Raw genomic sequence first — 19968 nt, 5'->3', positions numbered from 1 at the left:
CTCCTGTGGGGGTTGGGGATTGTCGATGCGCGGATCCCCACAGGTCGTGCGGGGGCGGTGCGCTCTGTCACCAGGAATGTCGGTGCCGGGGACGTCCGACTTGAGGTTCCGTGGCCGATTTCACCCGGCGTACCGGGGCGTGATCTCACCGAAGGTCTTCTGGCCCCAGCCGGAGCGCACCGGGTCCAGGAAGTACGGCGGCGGGGCGTACCGCAGCCGGCTGTCGTAGTGGTAGTCCTTGAGGTAGCCGGTGCCGCTGCTGGTGCCCACGATGCCGCGGAACCGCTGGGCGATCGCGCCGTACAGGTGGATGCTCCCCTGCGGGGAGCCGATGTCGTAGGCCTGCACCTCGAAGCTGTGCTGCAGGGTCAGGATCGCGGCGTTCAGCTTGGGGCTGGTGTTGAACGTGCCGTCCGGGCCCTTGAGGTCGTCCTGGGTGCGGCTCCACGACCAGCACGTCCCGCCCCAGCTCCACTGACACGTCCGGCCGACGGGGTGGTAGATCTGCACCGAGTTCTCGGCGATCAGCCCGAGCACGTCCGGGCCGTTGTCGCCGCCGGCGTAGGTGAGGTCGTCGGTGACCACGACGTTGTTGTCCGCGGAGATCGTCAACCGGCCGTTGAGGGTCCCCTCGACGAGCACCGTGCCGTAGCGGCAGTTGGCGTCCCACAACGTCTGGTTGTAGTCGTCGGCGACCGGGTAGCCGTCCCCGATCGAGCCGGTCGGGCACGGGCCGCTGGCAGGCTGGGCCTGACCTGACGGGACGTCCTGGACCATGATCAGGTTGTTGTCCGGGACCGGCACGGTCTGGGGCCAGGCCGCGTTGGGATTGCCGCACGCCGGGTTGGGGATGGTGCGCGACCACCTGCTCCAGACCGTCATCGTCGCGGGCCCGCCGTTGGGGGCGTTGAGCACGATCCGCGTGGGCCCGGTGTAGAGGCAGCCCGGACGCGCGGTCCGGGCCGGGTCGACGTACTGCCGCAGGTCCCCGATGCTGTCGGGCATGTCGACCGGGCTGCGGTAGGCGATGCCCTTCTGGAACGTCGGGTTCGCGCCGTTCACCCGTCGGTAGCAGCTGGTGGACGGCGGCGGGGTGCCCGTCATCGACCGGCACGCCGGCAGCGACGTCGTCACCGCGCCGGTGAACAGGGTGCTGCCGCCGATCAGCATCGCGTCGTTGGAGTGCACCGGGCCGTCCAGCCGGTCGCCGGACACGAACTGGATGTCCTCGCAGTAGCTCAGGTCGCGCTGGGGGGTGTCCCAGTAGTGCCGTCGGCACTTCGCCGCCGCCGTCGTCGGGTTGGGGTAGTCGGCGGGGTCCTTGGTCTCGTAGTCGGTGTAGTAGAGGAACTCGCCGAACCCGCCGCGCCGCAGGGTGACCTGGATCGTCCGGGTGACGCCGCGGCTCGCCTGGGTCGTCCCGGCCCGGCCGGTCGCAATCAGGTCGATGGTCCCGTCGATGGGGGTGGAGGAGACGTCGACGTCGACGTGGAACTGGGCCCGGTCGGAGCCGGGGACCGTCAGCCAGCCGGGCGAGGTGGAGGAGTTCCAGCCGCAGCTGTTCGGGCGGCTGGTGGCTCCCTTCAGCGCCGGGTTCGTGCAGTCCACCGAGCGCCAGTAGCCGTCGTTGGCGATCAGCCGGGCGAGGTAGTCGTCGACACCGGCCTCGGCCGCGGCGAACGCCTGGTTCCAGGCGGTGGCTCGCTGCGCGGACTCCGAGGTGCGCATCGCATGCGTGAGGGCCACGCTGACGAAGATCGTGAGGACGGTCATCGTCGCGAGCACGATGATCAGTGCTGATCCCTCGTCGCGGGCCCGACGGGAGGTGGTGGCGGTCCGGCGGCGGTTCATGACGGCTGCACCAGGAGGTTGATGTCGGCGTTGGGCAGGCGGACCCGCTGGACCTGGGTGCTCGGGGGGTACGTGCCCGGTGTGGGGCGGGTCTGCGAGGTCACGACGACGTCGATGCTGGACACCCGGGGCAGGTCGGTGCTGGCGAGCGAGCCGCCGGCGATCGGGGCCCCGCCGAAGTCGTAGTAGCCGAACATCGGCGTGGCCGGCCAGTCGAGCCCGCGGGCCAGGACATGGGTGTTGACCACGCACCCGGCGGTGCCGACGACGCAGTAGGTGTAGCGGTTGCCGGACAGCGCGATCGGAGGCTGGGAGGTCTCCCGGAGCATGCCCTGGCCGGCATGCGCGGGATCCTGGAGCACTTCCAGGGTGACCAGGCTGGGGCCCTGGCCGGTGTTGTCGAGGTTCGCGTAGAAGGTCACCCGGGTCGCGGTCGCCGCGACGATCGCGGTGTCCGCGCAGGTCGTGCACGTCAGGCTGTCGAGCTGGTCGGGGAGCACGGCAGTGCGCAGCACCTTGCTGACCGCGGCGATGCCCTGCTGTGCCTGGGCAGCGCTGTCGAGCCGTACGCCGAGGCCGTCACTCGTGCGCAGCCCGAGGATCGCGGTGGATCCAACGATGACGACGAGCACCACGAAGAGCCCGGCCGCCACCAGGACCTCCGCGAGCGTGAAGCCGCCGTCGCGTTCGGGATGCTCGCCCGAGCACCGCAGGGAGGTCACGGGACGCTCACCACGGGAGGTACGGCGTGGGGGTCGGCGCTCAGCGCGACGTCGGTGGTGCCGGTGACACCGGTGGCGGCCACCTGCCAGACCCCGGCTGGGGCGCTGGTCTTGAGGACGCCGTCGGGGCCGGCGGTGCCCAGGGTGAGATCGGCGCCCGCAGGGCAGAGCGAGTCGGCGCCATGGTGCAGCCGCACCGCGGCGCCGGCCAGCGTGTGCACCTCGAGAGGGACGAGCCTGACCACCGCGGTGGTGACGCCCCCCGGGGTCGTGGTGACGGGAAGGTCCGGCGCTCCGCTCAGCGCAGGGTCGGCGTCCTGGCAGCCGCCTGCCCACACCCCGTAGCCGCTCGGGTAGGGCCAGAGATCGGTGACCAGCCGGGGGTTTCCCGAGCCGGGGACGGCTCGCAGGCCGGTGGGCTGGAGGCCGCTGTTCATCAGCGTGACGGGCACGTCGCCGGACGGCAGCGCGAAGCCGTCGTCGGTGGTGAGGGACACCGAGATCGTCGCCGACTCGTCGTACTCGATCGTGCCTCGCCAGAGCTGTCCGGGCTGCACCGTCGCGTCCACCGACCCCGTCGGGTCGCCCTGCAGGTTGACGAAGTGGGGTTGCGAGGCGGTGACCGTGTAGGTGCCGTCGGGGAGGTGGTCGAGCAGCACGCACCCGTCGGCCGCGGTCATCCCGGTCTTGGTGGCCACCGCCGACTGCGCCGTCACGGGTACCCCCGCCTTGGGCTGTCCGGCGCTGTCGACGACCTTGAGGCCGATGTGACCGAGCAGCGAGGAGTACGTCCCCTTGGGCGGGGTCATCACCGTGTCCATCGTGACCGGCGGCCGGTGTCCCAGCTCCGGCCAGGAGACCTCGACCTTGACCCGGAGGTAGGCGAGCTCGGCGGTGGTCCCGTCGTCGCAGGCGGAGGCGGTCGAGCCGACCGGGGTCCACTGCGCGGTGCGGACCACCGTGTAGGGCACGTTGTTGACGACCAACGGCTCACCGGCGGTGCCGCCGGGGAGCGGGCTCGGGTTCACCACCCGGTTGGCCTCGACGCTGCTGGGGCCGCGGATCACCGACGTGAACCCGTCCCGGGCGATCTCCAGCTCCCGCGAGGCGAGACTGACCGCCTCGAGCCGGGCCTGGTCGTCACGGGTCAGCGTGATCGTCGAGAGCAGCACCGTGATCACGGCGGTCGACATGATCGCGAGCAGCCCGAGGGCGACGACGACCTCGATCAGCGTCATCCCCGCGTCGCGAACGGGGGACGGGGTCTGTCGGCGCCGCACCGCTCACCCGATCATGTCGTAGATCTTGAACATCGGCATGTAGAGCGCGACGATCATCGACCCCACCAGCGCGCCGAGGAACGCGATCATCAAGGGCTCGATGAGCGCGGTCAGCGCCTCGGTCATCGCCTCGACCTCGGCGTCGTAGAACTCGGCGATCTTGGCGAGCATCGCGTCGATCGCCCCGGACTCCTCGCCCGAGGAGATCATCTGCACGACCATCGGGGGGAACACGTCGTGGTGGGCGAGTGGTCCGGCGACGGACTCGCCCTGACGGACGGACTCCTGGACCTCGTGCAGGGCACGGCCGATCACGACCGAGCCGGTGGTGTCCGAGACGATGTCGAGGGCCTGGAGGATCGGGACCCCGGCGGACAGCAGCGTGCCGAAGTTGCGGGAGAAGCGTGCCAGGGCGAGCTTGCGGAACAGCGTGCCGAACACCGGGATCCGCAGCTTGAGCGGGTCGACGACGTTGCGGACCCGCTCGGTCCGGCCGTAGCGACGCCACCACCAGACGAACCCCGTGAGCAGCACGAGGAAGACCGGCACGGCGACCTTCATCGACGCCGAGAGCATCACGAGGATGCGGGTCGGCAGCGGCAGCTCACCGCCGAGGTCTGTGAACATGTTCTCGAAGACCGGGACCACGAAGATCAGCAGCGCCACGCACATCACGATCGCGAGCACGAACACCACGGTCGGGTAGGTGAGCGCGGCCTTGATCTTCCCGCGCAGCTTCACCTCCGCCTCGATGTTGTCGGCGATCTGGCGCATCGAGGTGTCCAGGAAGCCGCCGGCCTCACCGGCCTTGGTCATGCTGGTCATCAACGGTGGGAAGACTCGCGGCCACTTGCCGAACGCCGACGACAGGCTGTGGCCCGCCTCGACATCCTGCTTGACGGCGCGAAGGACCTTGCGCAGCTCGGGGTTCTCGACCTGCTCGGCCATGATCGTCAGGGCCCGGAGCATGGTCAGCCCGGCGTCGATCATGGTGGCGAACTGGCGGGCGAAGACCGCGAGGTCCTTCTGCTTGACCCGCTTCTTCAGCCCGAGCTTGATCTCGCGCTGCATCCCGACGTTGGCAGGCTTCACCTCGAGCGGCACGTAGCCCATCGAACGGAGCCGCTCGACGACGACGGCCTCCGAGACGGCCTCGACCTTGCCCTCGGTGAACCGTCCGCGGGCGTCTCGGACCTTGTAGCTGTACTGCGTCGCCGCGGACATCACTCCCACCCGGAGGTCGCGCGGGTGACGGTCGACCCCACCAGGGTCTCGAAGTCGGCCCGGTTGGTGCAGTGCTCGAGCCCCGCCTCGTAGGTGATCCGGCCACCCTTCACCAGCGCGGCGAGGTGGCTGTTCAGGGTCTGCATCCCGTCCTTGGCACCGGCCTGCAACGAACCCTGGATCTGCTGGAGCTTGTCGTCGCGGATCATCGCCCGGATGCCGGGACTGCAGACCATCACCTCGACGGCCGCCACGCGCCCGGCGCCGTCGACGGTCTTCACCAGGGTCTGGCACACGACGCCCTGGAGAGTGGCGGCGAGCTGGGTGCGGACCTGCTGCTGCTGGTCGGCTGGGAACACGTCCACGACCCGGGTGATCGTGTCCTGCGCCGACTGGGTGTGCAGGGTGGCGAAGACCAGGTGGCCGGTCTCCGCGGCGGTGAGCGCGACCGAGATCGTGTCGAGGTCGCGGAGCTCGCCGACGAGGATGACGTCCGGGTCCTGGCGCAGCACGTGCTTGAGTGCGGTGCGGAAGTCGTGGGTGTCGCCGCCGACCTCGCGCTGGTTGACGATGCAGCCGCGGTGCTCGTGGAGGAACTCGATCGGATCCTCGATCGTCACGATGTGGCCACGCCGGCTGCGGTTGATCTGGTCGATGAGGGCAGCGAGCGTGGTGGACTTGCCCGAGCCGGTGGGGCCGGTGACCAGCACCAGACCCCGCTTGAGGGTGGCGAACCCGGCGACGACGTCCGGCATGCCGAGCCGGTCGAGCGGCACGATCTCCCAGGGGATCAGGCGCATCACCGCGCCGACGGCCTCGCGCTGCTGGAACACGTTCACGCGGAACCGCGCCTGCCCCGGCACGGCGTAGGCGAAGTCGAGCTCGAGCTCCTCCTCGAACCCCTTGCGCTGGCGCTCGGTCATCACGCCGTACAGCGCCGTGCGCAGCTGCTCGGGGGTGAGCGGCGGGTAGCCCTCGATCGCCTCCATCTCGCCCCGCAGCCGCAGGGTCGGCGGTGCCCCGGCGGTCAGGTGCAGGTCGGAGCCGCCCCGCTGCAGCACCTGCATCAAGAGGTCGTCGAGGACGATGCGCGGACCCGGAGCCGCCGTCGGAGCCGGCGTCGGATCGGGCTCGAAGCGACGTACGCCGGCTGGCGCAGTGACCGGGACCACCGGGACCACCGGTGCTGCCGGGGGCGCGGCGGAGGCCGCGAGGGGCGCGGGAGCCACTCGCCGGGCGCCGGCGAGCGGCAGGCCGAACCCGTGCGGGGGTGCGTCGTTCACGGGGGTCCTCCGAGCAGGGGGAAGAGTGGTCCACCCGTGTCATCGGTCGTCTGGCGCCGACCCTTGAGGGCCGGACCGGATCTGCTCCCGCCGGGACCCGTCAGACGACGACCCGGAGGACCTCCTCGATCGAGGTGCGACCCTGGGCGACCTTGTGCCAGCCGTCGAGCTTGAGCGTGGTCATGCCCTGCTCGCGAGCGGTCCGGCCGATCTCGTCGGTCGAGGCCCGCGCCACCGCCAGCCGGGAGATCTCCTCGGTCACCCGCATCACCTCGTGCAGCGCCATCCGGCCGCGGTAGCCGGTCTGCGAGCAGGACGAGCAGCCCACGTGCCGGTGGAGCACCGGCAGGTCCTGGCCCTCGTCCCACGGGAACCCGATGCGCACCAGCTCGGCGGCCTCCGGCTGATAGGGCTGCTTGCACCGCTCGCACAGGGACCTGCACAGCCGCTGGGCCACCACCGCGTCGAGCGCGGAGCCCACCAGGAACGGCTCGATCCCCATCTCCACCAGGCGCGTCACCGCCGACGGTGCGTCGTTGGTGTGCAGGGTCGAGAGCACGAGGTGCCCGGTCAGTGCCGCCTCGACAGCGATCTGCGCGGTCTCGTGGTCGCGGATCTCACCGATCAGCACGATGTCGGGGTCCGAGCGCAGGATCGAGCGGAGCGCGGAGGCGAACGTCAGCCCGGCCTTCGCGTTGGTCTGCACCTGGTTGATGCCCGCGAGGCGGTACTCCACCGGGTCCTCGACGGTGATGATGTTGACGTCGGGACGGTTCAACAGGTTGAGGGTCGCGTACAGCGTCGTCGACTTGCCCGAACCGGTCGGACCGGTGGCGAGGATCATGCCGTACGGCTTGGTGTAGGCGTCGCGGTAGCGCTCGTAGTTCTCGTTGCTGAAGCCCAGGTCGTCGAGGCCGAGCTGGGTGTTGCTGGTGTCGAGGATCCGGGCGACGACCTTCTCGCCCCAGACGGTGGGCAGGGTCGCGATGCGCAGGTCGACGCGGCGTCCGTCGTGGGTGACCGTCATCCGCCCGTCCTGGGGGACGCGGCGTTCGGCGATGTTCATCTCGGCCATGATCTTGAGCCGGGAGATCACGCCGTTCTGGATGCTCTTGGGCGAGCGGTGGGCGTCGTGGAGGACGCCGTCGATGCGGTAGCGCACCCGCATGTCTCGCTCGGTGGGCTCGATGTGGATGTCGGAGGCCCGGTCGCTGATCGCCTGGCTGATGAGCAGGTTGACGAACCTGACCACCGGGGCCTCGTCGGAGACCTCGGTGAGACCGGCGAGGTCGTCCGCCTCGTCGTCGAGGGTCAGGTCCGAGGTGAGGTCGTGCAGCTCGCCCTCGGCCCGGTAGACCTGGTTGATCCGGGAGTCGATGTCGGCACGACCGGCGATCGCGAACCGGATCCGGCTGCGGGTCAGGCGGGCGAGGTCGTCCTTGAGCTCGATGTCACCGGCCTGACGGACGCTGACAGCGACCAGCAGCTCGTCCTCGTCGCGGGCGAGGGGCAGGACGCCGGCGCGCCGCGCGAACTCGGCGGGCAGCAGGCTCACCGCCGCCATGTCGACGATGAAGTCCGACAGCTCGACGTACTCCAGTCCGGCCGAGGCCGCGGCGGTGCGCACCACGGCGGCCCGGTCGACCCAGCCGCTGTCCAGCAGCACCTCGAGCACGCTCTGGGACCGCTCGTCGGCGAGCCGCGTCGCCTCGGCGAGCTGCGCGCCGGTGATCTGCCCGCTGTCGAGGAGTGCGCGCACGGTGTCACCGGAGCTCTGCGGTCGCATGCTCACCCCTGGGGGATGACCGACAGCGCGGCCCGGGGGTTGGCGCGGTAGCGCACGATCAGCTCCCCGGTGGCCTCGTCGATCCGCTGGTGCAGGGCGCGACGGTACGCCGTCAGCTGCCGCTCCGCGTCGGTGAGCCGGTCCACGGCGTCGGCGACCTGGTCGGGCTCGCGTGGGTCGACCTCGGTGCCCCACATCTCGCTGAGCTCCGGGAGCTCGGGGAGCGGGTCGGCGGCGCGGACGCTGACCAGCGCCCGTCTGGTCTGGCCGGTGCCCGTGTCGCCGAGGACCCGGACCAGGTCGGTGACGGTCAGTGGGTGGTCGGAGGCCGAGCCCGCTGCGAGGAGGTCGAGCCGGGCGTGGACGAGGCGGCGCCAGTACGACACCCGGTCCTCCTCGGCCTCCAGTCGCCGGCGGTAGTCGCGCAGCCCTTCGAGGTCGAGCCCGGCGAGCTCTCCGGAGGGCACCGCGTCCAGGACGGGGCGTCTGCGAGAAGCGGTCACCGCGGTGCCTCCCCGTCGACCAGCGCCGGGTCGACCCCGGCTCGTTTGAGCATGACGGTGAAGTCGTGGGTGTTGGAGCTGACGAGCTTGGCATCCGCGACCGAGACCGTGCCGTCGAGGACCAGGCGCACGAGATGCTGGTCGAAGGTCTGCATCCCCGAGTAGCCGCCGTCGGCGACGATGTCGGGGATCGTGTCGGTGCGGTCGGGTTCGGCCACCGCCTGCGCGAGCCGAGGCGTGTTCACGGCGACCTCCATGGCGACCACCCGCCCCTGGCCGTCGGCGCGCGGGACCAGGCGCTGGCACACGATGCCCCTCAGGGAGGCCGCGAGGCCGAGCCGCACCTGCTTCTGCTCGTGCGGGGGGAAGAAGTCGATCACCCGGTTCACGGTCTCCTTCGCATCGGTGGTGTGGAGCGTCGACATCACGAAGTGCCCGGTCTCCGCCGCCGACAGCGCGGCCCGGACGGTGTCCGGATCGCGCATCTCGCCGATCAGGATCACGTCCGGGTCCTGGCGCATGGCTGCCCGAAGCGCCACTGACCAGTCGGCAGTGTCGGTACCCAGCTCACGCTGGTTGACGCTCGCGACCTTGTCGCGGTGGATCACCTCGATGGGGTCCTCGACGGTCAGGATGTGCACCGGGCGCGAGGAGTTGATGGCGTCGACCATGGCCGCGAGCGTGGTCGTCTTGCCCGACCCGGTCGGGCCGGTGACGAGCACGAGCCCCCGGGGCTCGAGCGCCAGGCTCCGGATCACGTCGGGCAGTGCGAGGTCGTCGAGCGACTGCGGCTCGTCGCCCACCAGGCGCAGGACACAGCCGACGGCCCCGCGGGAGCGGAACGCGTTGACACGGAACCGGCCGATGCCGGGGACGGACAGCGCGTAGTCGGCCTCGTTGGTGGCGGCGAAGTGGGACGCGACGTCGGCGGGCATGGTCTCGTGGACGAGCGTCTCGACGTCCTCGGCGGTGAGCGGGTCGACCTGGAGCGGGACCAGCGAACCCGAGATCCGCACGCGTGGTGGGCTGCCGACCTTCACGTGCAGGTCCGAGCCGTGGTTGACCACCACGGCCTGGAGGAAGGGCGCAATCCGCAGTGGGGTCGCGGATGCCTCCCGAGAGCTGATCACGCCTCTGTGTACCACGCCGTACGGAGCCGGCCGGCGGGAACCGCGGTCGAGCGCCCGGCTCCTCCAGACCGCTCGGTGAAATCCGGTGCCGATCGTCAAGTGGGGCGTGGCGGGCGCCGATGACTGCGGTGACGCACTGCGCCCATCCGGAGCGCGATCCATCTGCCCGGCCGACTTCTCGAGGAATCCATGTCACGCACCCTGGTCGGACTCGACATCGGGAGCTCCGGTGTGCGAGCCGCCGAGTTCGCTGGCGGGGTCGTGGGCGGCCGACGGCGCTCGACCCTGCGTCGCTTCGCGCAGGTGCCGCTGCCGGCCGGCGTGGTGCGAGCCGGGGCCGTCGTCGACGGGGAGGCGCTGACCGCGGCCCTCAAGGCGCTCTGGTCGAAGGGGAGGTTCGGCTCGCGCGACGTCGCGCTGGGTGTGGCGAACGCCGGCGTGCTGGTGCGCCAGCTGGACCTGGACTGGATGCCGCCCGAGGACTTCCGCAAGGCGCTGCGCTACCAGGTCCAGGACGTGCTGCCGTTCTCGGTCGACGAGGCCAACCTCGACCACCACCTCCTCGAGGAGCTCGAGACCACCGCGGAGGACGGCACGACCCGGCGGATCGCCCGGATCCTGCTGGTCGCGGCCTCCCGCGACATGGTCGACACCTTCGTCGACGCCACCCGGCGCGCCAAGCTCCGCACGCGGACGGTGGACCTGCTGCCGTTCGCGCTCCTGCGCGCCCGGACCCCGATGCTCACCGGGGACCCGTCGGTGACCGAGGCGTTGGTCGACGTGGGGGCGGACGTGGTGTCGGTGGTCGTGCACAGCGGCGGCATCCCGCGCTACGTGCGGATGATCTCCGGGGTGGGCGGTGACACGGTCACCCAGGCCGTCCAGCAGCGGTACGACTGGACGTGGGAGGACGCCGAGCGGACCAAGGTGTACGTCGGGCTGCCCGGTCACGCGCACCTCGACCCCAGCCAGCTCACCGGCCTCGCCCCGCGCACCGACGGCCTCGACCATGCCGCCCAGCAGGTCGTGGAGGTGGCGGCCGGTCGCCTGGTCGAGGAGATCAGCACGACCCTGGACTTCTACCGTGACTCGGGCACCGGGGACGAGCCCGACCCCGCCCACCACCCCGCCCGTGCCGACGTCCGCGGTCTCGCCGCGGGAGCGGGCGCCGGAGCGGTCGGCCGGGTGCTGCTGACCGGGTCGGGAGCGGAGCTGGGCGGCTTCGCGGAGCTGCTCGCTGCGCGCCTCGACGTACCGGTCGAGCGCCTCGACCTGCTCGGCCACGTGCGGACGCCCCGCCGGCTGCGGCTGGCAGCGGCCGACCGACCCGCGCTCGCGGTGCCGGCCGGGCTGTGCGCGGGGGTGGCTCGATGAGCCGTGCTCGTGCCCAGGGTGCCACGGTGCCAGCGGTCAACCTGCTCTCGGAGTCGGCCTTCGCGCGGCTCGCGGCGCGACGACTGCGCCATCGGTTCGGCGCCGGAGCGGTGCTGATGGTGGCGATCGTCGCCGGCGCCTGGGGCTTCCAGCACCTGCGGGTCGAGGACGCTCACAAGCGGGTCGCCGTCGAGCAGGCCGAGACCACCCGCCTGACGGGGGAGACCCGGGTGCTCGCGCCCGTGCGGACCTTCGTCAACGGCGTCGCCGTCCAGCAGCAGACCGTGGAGAGCGCGATGGCCGGCGAGGTCTATCTCTCCGACGTCCTCGACGGAGTCCGCGCCGCGACACCGACCGGTGCGCAGCTGGCGACCGTCGCGGTGACGGTGACGCCGACGACCGGGGCGGACGGCGCCGCCGTCGTGGGCGCCGCGTCGGCCTGCCCCGGCCCGGACCCGTTCAACACCCGCACGGTCATCGGCTGCGTCACCCTCTCCGGCACCGCCGGCAGTCGCGCCGAGGTCGGCGACATGGTGATCGCGCTGGGGGCGTCGCCGCTCTTCGTCGAGCCGTTCATCTCGACGACCACGACCGGGGAGTCCGACGCCGTCACGTTCAGCGGCTCCGTCGGCCTCTCGGAGAAGGTCTTCAGTGGCCGGTACGCCGACCCCACCGCCGCGGCCTCCGCCGCGGGCACGGGCGGCTCGTGATGGACCTCGGGACTCCCGCAGCGACCAAGGTCGTGGGCTCGCTGGCGATGCTCGTCGTCGCCGGCCTGGGCTGGCTGCTCGTCGTCGGCCCCGAGACCGACTCGCTCGCCCAGGCCCGCGACGAGGTGACCGCGGCCCAGGACCAGAACGCCCTCCTCACCGTGCAGCTGGCGGCGCTGGAGAAGCAGCGTTCGGCGCTCGCCGACACCCGCCGGGAGGCCCGGCGGCTCGGTGCGTTGTTCCCGCCCACCGCGGACCAGCCGGGGCTCTTCGAGGACGTCACGGCCGCCGCGGTCGACGCGGGCATCGGCGCCCAGGGCGTCACCACCCTGACGCCCACCCCGCCGCTGCTCAGTGTTCCCACCGACCCCGCGGCCGACCCCGCGGTCGACCCCGCGGCCGACCCCGCTCCCGACCCCGCGGTGCCCGCCGTCGGAGCCCAGCTCGCCCGGCAGACGGTGACCGTCGCGGTCGTGGGGACCTATGACGAGACGCAACGGCTGCTGGAGAACCTCGAGCACATGTCGCGGGCCTACCTGATCACCGCGGTCGCGCTCGCGGGCGACGCCGAGGGCGGCGACTTCACCACCACGATCACCGGCGACATGTTCGTGATGCCGCCCGTCGAGGACCCGGGGAAGACCGTCAACCTGTCCAGCACGACCGATCCCGCCGGCACGGAAGGATGACCGTGGACACCCACCCTGCACTGCTCCTGGCGCTCGGACTGGCGCTGATCGCCTGCTCGGCGCTCGTCGGGCTGGTGATCCTGGTCCGCAGCCGGCGCATGGCGGACGCTCCCGAAGCCGACGCACACGCCCAGCCCGACTCCGCCGCCGACCTGGAGCCGGTGCTCGACCCAGTGCTCGACCCAGTGCTCGACCCGGTGCTCGACCCGGTGCTCGACCCAGTGCTCGACCAGGTGCTCGACCCGGGGCTCGAGCAGGAGCCGGGTTCGGCGGAGGTCCGCGCCCTGCGCGCCCAGGTTCGGGTGCTGGAGGAGGCGCTCGTCGCCGCCGAGCTCGCCGCAGCGCCCTCCCCTGCGCAGGGTCAGCCGCTGGCGTCGTACCGGCGCCAGGTGCGCAGCGCCGTCCAGGCCGTCGCGGCCGGTACGTCGAGCGAGGACGGCCGGTACGCCGTGGCGCGGGTCGTTGCCGCGATCGAGCGCCTCGACGCGCCGGTCGGGCTGGTGCGGCCCGTCCTGCCGGGTGGGCCGGCGCGGCCCGTCGAGGCGACGGTGACGAAGATCGAGACGACCGTGGAGACGACGGTCGACGTCGTCGCGGGTCGCTCCGGCCTGGTGGTCGTGGCGCCGTTCGTCGAGAGCGCGCTGCGGCCCCCGACGGTCGAGGAGCCGGCCCCCGCGCCTGAGGCCGAGGTCGTCCTGCCGGTGCCGCCGCCCGCTCCCGCGGAGACCCGCCGCGGCCGCCGCCGCCCGCGCCGTCCCGCCGCCTGACTCCCCGAGGATCGCCGATGACCACCACCGAGCACGAACTGCGGCTGCCCGTGGCGTACGCCTCGCTCTCGCGCCGGCACGCCGGCGAGGGAGACCTGCGGAGCGCGCAGCTCGCAGCCTGGACCGGCGACGTGCACGTGCTCGAGGAGCTGCTCTGGGAGAACGGCCTCGCCCAGGCTCCCGATCCCGCGGCAGAGCTGGCGGCGGTCGGTGAGTCGGTCGCCGCCGCCCTCGACGAGCTCGCCGACGCCCTGCCGGGCGGGCCCCGGACCGCTCGCGAGGTCGTGGAGGCGGCTCGGGAGGCCCTGGTCCGGACGTTCGACGAGTCCGTCCACGGTCTGCTGCTCGACCGGCTCGGCGACCTCGCCCACCTCGACGAGTGTCGTGCGACCCCCGGCGCGGACCGGGCCGCCCGGCTCTCCGACCGGCTGGCGGGCCGCGATCCCGAGGCCCTGGCCGCCGAGCTGAGGACCGCGGCGGACGACTGCGCGACGACGGCCGGCCTGCTCGCCGCCGACGGCGAGCCCGAGGCGGCCGCACGGCTGGCGATGCAGGCCGACGCCGCGGCGTTCGAGGCGTACCTGGTCGCCACGGCGCTGGCCGCCGGCGACGTGTCGCTCGCGACCGTCGACCTGAGGTGGGAGCTCGCGGCGGACGATCCGGGCCAGGGGCCGGACCGCCGCCGCCTGGCCGCGGTCGTCGGGACAGCCGAGCGCGAGGCGCTCGTGCGCGCCTTGGGGTCGGAGCACTCGCCTTGAGCTCCCTCCTGCTGGTGACCCTGGTCGCGTTCGGCCTGCTCGGCCTGGTGATCGGGTCCTTCCTCAACGTCGTGATCCACCGGGTCCCGGCCGGCCTGTCACTCGTCTCGCCCGGCTCGGCGTGCCCGGCGTGCGGACACCAGGTGCGGCCGCGCGACAACGTGCCGGTGCTCTCCTGGGTGGTGCTGCACGGCCGGTGTCGCGACTGCGACGCCCCGATCGCCACCCGCTACCCGCTCGTCGAGCTCACCACCGGCTTGCTGTTCGTCGTCGTCGGCTGGCGCTTCGGTTCCACGCCGTACGCCGTCGCGGCGCTCGTGGTCGCGGCTGCCGGCGTCGCGCTGTTCATGATCGACATCGACCACCGACGCCTGCCGTTCGCGATCACCGGCGCGATGGCCACCGGAGTCGTGATCGCGCTCGCGATCGACGCGGTGCGCCACGGTCCGGGGCCGGTGGTGCCGGCGCTGCTGGCCGCCGCCCTGTGGCTGGCGGTGTACGCCGGCATCTGGCTGGTCACCGCGGGCCGCGGCATGGGTCTGGGTGACGTCGCGCTCGCGCCGGTGCTCGGCCTCGCGCTCGGCTGGCTCGGCTGGGGGCCGGCCGCGGTCGGCCTCGGCGCGGGCTTCGTGGTCGGCGCCGCGGTGGGGACCGCGCTGCTGGTCTCCGGGCGAGCCGCCGCGGGCGCCAAGGTGCCGCACGGCCCGTTCCTGCTCAGCGGTGCGGCGATCGGCATGCTCGCGGGTGCTCCGCTCGCGACGGCGTACCTCCGCCTCGTCGGCCTCGGCTGAGCCACCCGGGAACCGGTCTGAACCGCACTCAAGCGGGTGCCTCGGCGCACCGATGAACAGACAACGGCCGACGCTCCGGCACCCAGGGGTGCGGGGTCTCGACGGGGGACATCGGCGCGTGGGGAGTCGCGAAAATCGCGCGACATGGATTGTGCATTTGTTCTGAGGACCGGAAGGACCGACCACTAGCATGACGGGGAACGGCGCGGCGCTGGGTAAGCCGCTCGTGCCACTCGCCTCGGGGACAGACGCTCTCGTGGCCAGTCCGCCGTCCGGGGGGATGATGCGCGAGATCGACCAGGGGCAGCTCTTGGCGAGCATTGCCGCGACCTCGCACGACTGCATCCTCTCGCTCGACGGGGAGGGCTCGATCCTCTGGGCCAGCCCCGCCACCGAGCAGGTGCTGGGGTGGCGGCCGGAGGACCTCGCCGGCAGCGACCTGGGCGTGCTGTTCCCGCGTGACGGCACCGGCCTGCGCGAGGCGAGCGTCGGTCGACTGCTGGCCGGCGAGCGCGTCGAGCCCTTCGTCGACGCCGGCGTACGCCGGGACGGCTCGATGTTCAAGGCCCAGCTGACCCTCGGCCCGGTCCACGGTCCCGACGACGAGATCACCGGCGTCATCGTGATCCTGCGCGACGTGACCGCCCTCCTGCACGAGCAGCGCGAGCTCGCGCTGGCGCTGGAGATGTCGCGCGCCCACTTCGATCAGGCCACCACGCCGCAGGCGATCCTCGACCTCGGCGGCCACCTCGAGTCGGTCAACCCCGCCTGGTGCGAGCTGTTCGCGCACGGCGAGGGATGGTTCGCCGACTGCGACCTCGTGGACCTCGTCGACCCCGAGGACGCCGAGGAGGTCCTGGCCTGCATCACCCGGCTCAGCGCCGGCGAGATCGGCTCGATCAGCCACCAGGGCCGATTCCGTGACGCCCGAGGGCGCGAGCTGCGCCTGCGCCTCGACGCGGCGCTGCTGCGCGAGCCCGACGGCCGCCCCTACGCCATCGCCGCGTCCGTGAGCGACCTCGACGGTGCCGAGCCCACCGGCCTGACCGGCCTCGATCACGTCGACACCCCGGCCGCGGTCGACCTCGACGCCGCTCGCGAACGGCTCGCCGACGCCCTGGCCCGCCGGGCCTGGGACACCGCGATCGTGATGGACCGGCGGCTGCGCATCACCTACGTCTCGGGCGCGCTCGCGCGGCTGCTGCACTACCGCCCCGAGGACGTGCTGCACCGTCAGGGCCGCGAGTACCTCCACCCCTCCGACGCCCCGATCGTGGCCGGCATGCGCAACCGGCTGCTCGCCGTGCCGCGCAGCGCCGAGCACGCCGTGCTCCGCGTGCACGACGGCGACCAGCGCTGGCGCTGGATGGAGATCACCGCGACCAACTGCCTCGACGACCCCGAGATCGCCGGCATCGTGGCCAACCTGCGCGACGTCACCGAGCGGGTCCGCACCGAGGAGGCGCTGCGCCTGTCCGAGGCTCTGCACCGCGCGATGGTCGAGACCGCGCTCGAGGGCATCATGGCGACCTCCCCCGACGGCAAGGTGCTGTTCGCGAACGAGACCGCCGCCGAGATCGTCGGCAGGTCGGTGGAGGAGATGTACGGCGAGGACCCGCGCGAGCTGTTCGGGCTCCCCGAGCTGCGCACGGTCGAGGAGGTCGCCTCCCACGAGGTCGTGCACCTTCGCCCCGACGGCAGCGAGCGGATCCTGGAGGTCTCCCGCCGTCCGCTCAACAGCCACAACGGCCACCTGGGATCGCTGGTCTCGGTCTACGACGTGACCGACGCCCGGCTCGCCGAGCGTGCGCTGCGTCGCCGCGCGCTGCACGACCCGGTCACCTCGCTGCCCAACCGCTACCTGTTCCTCGACCGCCTCGAGACCGCGGCCGCGCGGCAGCGGCGGTTCGAAGGCCGGGGGACCGCGGTGCTGTTCATGGACCTCGACGGCTTCAAGCAGGTCAACGACGGGTTCGGGCACGAGTGTGGCGACGCGGTGCTGCGCGAGGTCGCCGCCCGCCTGCTGGCCTCCGTGCGCGGCACCGACACGGTCGGCCGGCTCGGTGGGGACGAGTTCGCGGTGATCTGCGAGGACACCGGGGTCGAGGAGGCGCTGGTCGTCGGGCACCGCATCCTCGACGCGCTGGGGATGCCGGTGCGGGTGGGCGACCACGACCACCCGATCCGGCTCAGCGTCGGGATCGCCGTGGCCCCGCCATACGCCTTCGACGACCTGGTCCGTCGCGCGGACGAGGCGATGTACCAGGCCAAGCAGCGCGGCGGCGGTCGGGTCGCGGTCGCCGGCCAGGCCGACGCGGCCGACGCGGCCGGCCGCGACGGCGAGACGGACTAGCTCGCGGTCGAGCCGTCGGCCGCGCGGGGCTCGAGGGCCATCGCGCCGTGCGCTGAGCAGTCCGCGGGGTGGTCGCCGTACTCCAGCGTCAGCTCGGCGACGCCCTGGAGCCGGGTCCGCAGGTCGGTGGAGACCTGCTGGCTGAGCAGCGGGCGGTTGACGTGGCCGAGCTCCGCGTGCACGCCGATGCGGGCGCTGGCCGCGCCCAGGCGGCGTACGACGGAGCCCACCACGAGCTCGTAGCGCGTCGGGTCGAGACCGCCGTCGGAGCCGGTCACCTTGCGGAGCGTGTCGTAGGCGTCGAGCTCGATCAGGTGTCCGCGCGCGAGCATCGTGGCGTGCAGGGGGCCGAGCGCGCGGGCGAACGCGGCGCGCCTGGCCGGGGTGGTGATCACCAGCCACGCCTGCCCGGACTGCAGTCCGCCGCGCAGGCAGCAGGCGGTGGTGGTCGTCTCGGGCCGGACCGCCGTGGGCACGATCACCGCGGGTGCGGGGCTCGGGTGGGGGCGCCGGGCGGCACGAGCGGGAGCGTCGGGCTCGGATGCCGCTTGCAGGGCCAGCGGCATCCGGGCGACGCCCCGGGCGCCGGGCAGCTCGGTCATCGGCACCGCCGGGCTCCACCAGAAGCCCTGGGCCCGGGCGCAGCCGAGCTCGCGGAGCAGCTCGCGCTGATCGGCGGTCTCGACCCCCTCGGCGATGGTCTCGAGACCCAGGCCATGGGCCAGGCGCACGATCGCCTCGGCGATCGCACGGTCCTCCGGCCGGTCGACGGCGTCGCGGACGAACGAGCGGTCGATCTTGACCCCGGTGACGGGCAGCTCGCGCAGGAAGCTGAGGGAGGAGTAGCCGGTGCCGAAGTCGTCGAGAGAGATGCCGGCGCCGAGCGCCCGCAGGCCGGCGAGGGAGGCGCGCGCAGCCTCACGGTTCTGCAGCAGCGCGGTCTCGGTGATCTCCAGCACGAGTGCGGCCGGCGGCAGTCCGGAGCGCTCGAGGGCGCGGGCGACCATGTCGACCAGGCCGGAGTCGTCCAGGGACCGGGCCGAGAGGTTCACCGCCACCCGGATGCCGGAGGCGAGGTCGCCCGAGCGGAGGGCAGCGGCGGTCTCGCGGCAGGCCCGGTCCAGGACCCAGCGGTCCAGGTCGGAGACGAAGCCGTGCGACTCGGCCAGCGGCACGAACGTGCCCGGCGGCACGGCGCCCCGGGTGGCGTGGTGCCAGCGGGCGAGCGCCTCCAGGCCCACGATCTGGTCGGTCGAGAGGTCCACCACGGGCTGGTAGTGCAGGTCGAGCGCGTCGGCGTCGAGCGCGGCGCGCAGGTCGGCCGCCAGCAGTCGCTGGTCGGCGGCGAAGCGCGCGAGCGCGGGGTCGAACACCTGGCTGCGCGACCGGCCGCGGGCCTTCGCCTCGTACATGGCGGCGTCCGCGCGCTTGAGCAGCGTCTCGGCGTCGCAGTCGAGCGGGGGAGAGACCGCGATGCCGACGCTGACGCCGATCCGCACCGCGCGGTGGTCGACCTCGAACGGCGCGCTGACGGCCGCGATGACCTGCTCGGCCATCATGCCGGCGGCGTCGACGCCGGTGTCGGGGCAGACCAGGACGAACTCGTCGCCACCGATCCGGGCGACGACGTCGATGGGCCGGGCCAGGGCCCGCAGCCGGAGGGACACCTCGGTGAGCACCCGGTCGCCGGCGAGATGACCGTGCACGTCGTTCGCGGCGCGGAACTGGTCGAGGTCGAGCAGCAGCACCGCGACGGGGTTGCCGCGGCGCCGGCCCTCGGCGAGCGCCTGGGTGAGCCGGTAGGTGAGGAAGGAGCGGTTCGGCAGCCCGGTGAGCGCGTCGTGCATGGTCTGGCGCACCAGCTCGGCCTCGAGCTCGAGCCGGTCGCTGATGTCGCGGGCGACGACCACGAGGCCGCCGGCCTCACCGTCGGCGTCGTCCGGGAGGCCGCTGACACTGATCGAGACCTGCGCCATCCGGCCGTCGCGCGTACGCCGCAGCGTGTCCAGGCCCTGGATCGGCTTGCCGGAGCGCACCATCGCCTGGATCCGGCGGGGCTCGTCGCTGCCCGGCGGGTGCAGCACGGACATGTTCTGGTCCAGCATCTCGGCAGCCGAGTAGCCGTAGAGACGCTCGGCGCCGTCGTTCCAGGTCACGATCCGTCCGTCGACGGTGGTGGTGAACACCGCGTCGGCCACCGACTCCATGATCCCCGCGAGGCGGGTGACCGAGGCTTGGGCCTCGTGCAGGGAGGAGCGGACCCGGGCGTGCTCGATGGCGCGACGGACCAGACGCAGCCAGTTGCCGGTGAGATCGGCCTCGTTCAGCACCAGGTCGGCGAGGCCCTCGAGGGAGTCGGGGACCACGTGAGCGCCGTCGACGACGAGCACGGTGGCGGCGTCGCCGGCGCGGCCGCGCAGGGTGTGGGCGACGTTCTCGGCGGTCACGTCCGGGGGACCGACGTGGGCCAGGACGCAGTCGAAGGCGGCCGAGTCGAGGGCGGACAGGGCAGCGGGGAGGTTGAGGGCGTGGGTCGGGAGCAGCTGGTCGGCGACCGCGTTGAGGCAGGTCGAGAACGTGCCCGCCGCCCCCGTCCCGTCGCTCACGACCAGGACGGCGGGCGGGCAGTGCACATCAGGCACTACTCCGCTCGACACCAGGACTCCCTCCCGAGATCCCTTTCGGCGCCTCGGGAGCCCTCCCAAGCAGTTTCCCCGAGACAGAGGCCAGTGTGACCGCTGTGACGG

Annotated in this window: 16 protein-coding genes; 7 read left to right on the top strand and 9 right to left on the bottom strand. The window is 72.7% G+C overall.

Translation table 11 applies throughout. The features are described 5' to 3' along the window. Window positions 1-120 precede the first annotated feature (120 nt). The 8 genes from AC3ANS_RS17845 to AC3ANS_RS17810 all read right to left on the bottom strand — a co-directional run bounded on the left by AC3ANS_RS17845 (window position 121) and on the right by AC3ANS_RS17810 (window position 9779). Entirely contained in the window at window positions 121-1851 is a 1731-nt protein-coding gene (locus tag AC3ANS_RS17845) for a pilus assembly PilX family protein (protein ID WP_488292917.1), read from the bottom strand. Then, a complete protein-coding gene (locus tag AC3ANS_RS17840) occupies window positions 1848-2573 on the bottom strand; it encodes a PulJ/GspJ family protein (RefSeq protein WP_488292916.1) in 726 nt (241 codons plus the stop codon). The genes AC3ANS_RS17845 and AC3ANS_RS17840 overlap by 4 nt, the downstream gene beginning before the upstream one ends. Beyond that, complete coding sequence (locus tag AC3ANS_RS17835; protein WP_488292915.1) at window positions 2570-3853, bottom strand: carboxypeptidase regulatory-like domain-containing protein; 1284 nt, start codon at window positions 3851-3853, stop codon at window positions 2570-2572. The genes AC3ANS_RS17840 and AC3ANS_RS17835 overlap by 4 nt, the downstream gene beginning before the upstream one ends. A gap of 3 nt (window positions 3854-3856) precedes the next feature. Then, entirely contained in the window at window positions 3857-5077 is a 1221-nt protein-coding gene (locus AC3ANS_RS17830) for a type II secretion system F family protein (protein WP_488292914.1), read from the bottom strand. Then, window positions 5077-6360 (bottom strand): type IV pilus twitching motility protein PilT, encoded by a 1284-nt coding sequence (locus AC3ANS_RS17825; protein ID WP_488292913.1) that lies wholly within the window; start codon window positions 6358-6360, stop codon window positions 5077-5079. Before AC3ANS_RS17825 ends, AC3ANS_RS17830 begins: the two co-directional genes overlap by 1 nt. Before the next feature lie 100 nt (window positions 6361-6460). Continuing rightward, window positions 6461-8146: a GspE/PulE family protein gene (locus AC3ANS_RS17820; RefSeq protein ID WP_488292912.1), complete on the bottom strand. Its 1686-nt coding sequence runs from the start codon at window positions 8144-8146 to the stop codon at window positions 6461-6463. A 2-nt stretch (window positions 8147-8148) separates the two neighbouring features. Continuing rightward, complete coding sequence (locus tag AC3ANS_RS17815) at window positions 8149-8649, bottom strand: RsiG family protein (protein WP_488292911.1); 501 nt, start codon at window positions 8647-8649, stop codon at window positions 8149-8151. Beyond that, entirely contained in the window at window positions 8646-9779 is a 1134-nt protein-coding gene (locus tag AC3ANS_RS17810; RefSeq protein WP_488292910.1) for a type IV pilus twitching motility protein PilT, read from the bottom strand. Before AC3ANS_RS17810 ends, AC3ANS_RS17815 begins: the two co-directional genes overlap by 4 nt. Before the next feature lie 189 nt (window positions 9780-9968). Between AC3ANS_RS17810 and pilM the strand changes: the two genes are divergently transcribed. From pilM to AC3ANS_RS17775, 7 genes are all read left to right on the top strand, one after another. Beyond that, window positions 9969-11153, top strand: coding sequence for a pilus assembly protein PilM (gene pilM, locus AC3ANS_RS17805; RefSeq protein ID WP_488292909.1), 1185 nt, complete (start codon window positions 9969-9971; stop codon window positions 11151-11153). Continuing rightward, entirely contained in the window at window positions 11150-11863 is a 714-nt protein-coding gene (locus AC3ANS_RS17800; protein ID WP_488292908.1) for a hypothetical protein, read from the top strand. The genes pilM and AC3ANS_RS17800 overlap by 4 nt, the downstream gene beginning before the upstream one ends. Continuing rightward, complete coding sequence (locus AC3ANS_RS17795) at window positions 11860-12552, top strand: hypothetical protein (RefSeq protein ID WP_488292907.1); 693 nt, start codon at window positions 11860-11862, stop codon at window positions 12550-12552. The genes AC3ANS_RS17800 and AC3ANS_RS17795 overlap by 4 nt, the downstream gene beginning before the upstream one ends. Before the next feature lie 2 nt (window positions 12553-12554). After that, window positions 12555-13319 carry a hypothetical protein gene (locus tag AC3ANS_RS17790; RefSeq protein ID WP_488292906.1) on the top strand — a complete coding sequence of 255 codons (765 nt, stop codon included), beginning with the start codon at window positions 12555-12557 and terminating at the stop codon, window positions 13317-13319. 17 nt (window positions 13320-13336) lie between these two features. Next, complete coding sequence (locus tag AC3ANS_RS17785) at window positions 13337-14077, top strand: hypothetical protein (RefSeq protein WP_488292905.1); 741 nt, start codon at window positions 13337-13339, stop codon at window positions 14075-14077. After that, complete coding sequence (locus tag AC3ANS_RS17780) at window positions 14074-14868, top strand: prepilin peptidase (RefSeq protein ID WP_488292904.1); 795 nt, start codon at window positions 14074-14076, stop codon at window positions 14866-14868. Before AC3ANS_RS17785 ends, AC3ANS_RS17780 begins: the two co-directional genes overlap by 4 nt. Window positions 14869-15124: 256 nt before the next feature. Continuing rightward, window positions 15125-17221, top strand: a complete 2097-nt coding sequence (locus AC3ANS_RS17775; protein WP_488292903.1) for a sensor domain-containing protein — start codon at window positions 15125-15127, stop codon at window positions 17219-17221. Here AC3ANS_RS17775 and AC3ANS_RS17770 read toward each other — a convergent pair. Beyond that, window positions 17218-19878, bottom strand: a complete 2661-nt coding sequence (locus AC3ANS_RS17770) for a putative bifunctional diguanylate cyclase/phosphodiesterase (protein WP_488292902.1) — start codon at window positions 19876-19878, stop codon at window positions 17218-17220. The genes AC3ANS_RS17775 and AC3ANS_RS17770 overlap by 4 nt on opposite strands. Window positions 19879-19968 lie beyond the last annotated feature (90 nt).

The sequence above is a fragment of the Nocardia sp. 149-1B genome, from assembly GCF_057747975.1.
The sequence above is the reverse complement of the archived record's forward strand: the minus strand, read 5'-3'. Positions and strand labels throughout refer to the sequence as shown.

Excerpts from the sequence above, each read along its gene's own strand:
- AC3ANS_RS17845 (WP_488292917.1), bottom strand. The coding sequence starts at position 1,851 with ATGAACCGCCGCCGGACCGCCACCACCTCCCGTCGGGCCCGCGACGAG.
- AC3ANS_RS17785 (WP_488292905.1), top strand. The coding sequence starts at position 13,337 with ATGACCACCACCGAGCACGAACTGCGGCTGCCCGTGGCGTACGCCTCG.
- AC3ANS_RS17830 (WP_488292914.1), bottom strand. The coding sequence starts at position 5,077 with ATGTCCGCGGCGACGCAGTACAGCTACAAGGTCCGAGACGCCCGCGGA.
- pilM (WP_488292909.1), top strand. The coding sequence starts at position 9,969 with ATGTCACGCACCCTGGTCGGACTCGACATCGGGAGCTCCGGTGTGCGA.
- AC3ANS_RS17820 (WP_488292912.1), bottom strand. The coding sequence starts at position 8,146 with ATGCGACCGCAGAGCTCCGGTGACACCGTGCGCGCACTCCTCGACAGC.
- AC3ANS_RS17800 (WP_488292908.1), top strand. The coding sequence starts at position 11,150 with ATGAGCCGTGCTCGTGCCCAGGGTGCCACGGTGCCAGCGGTCAACCTG.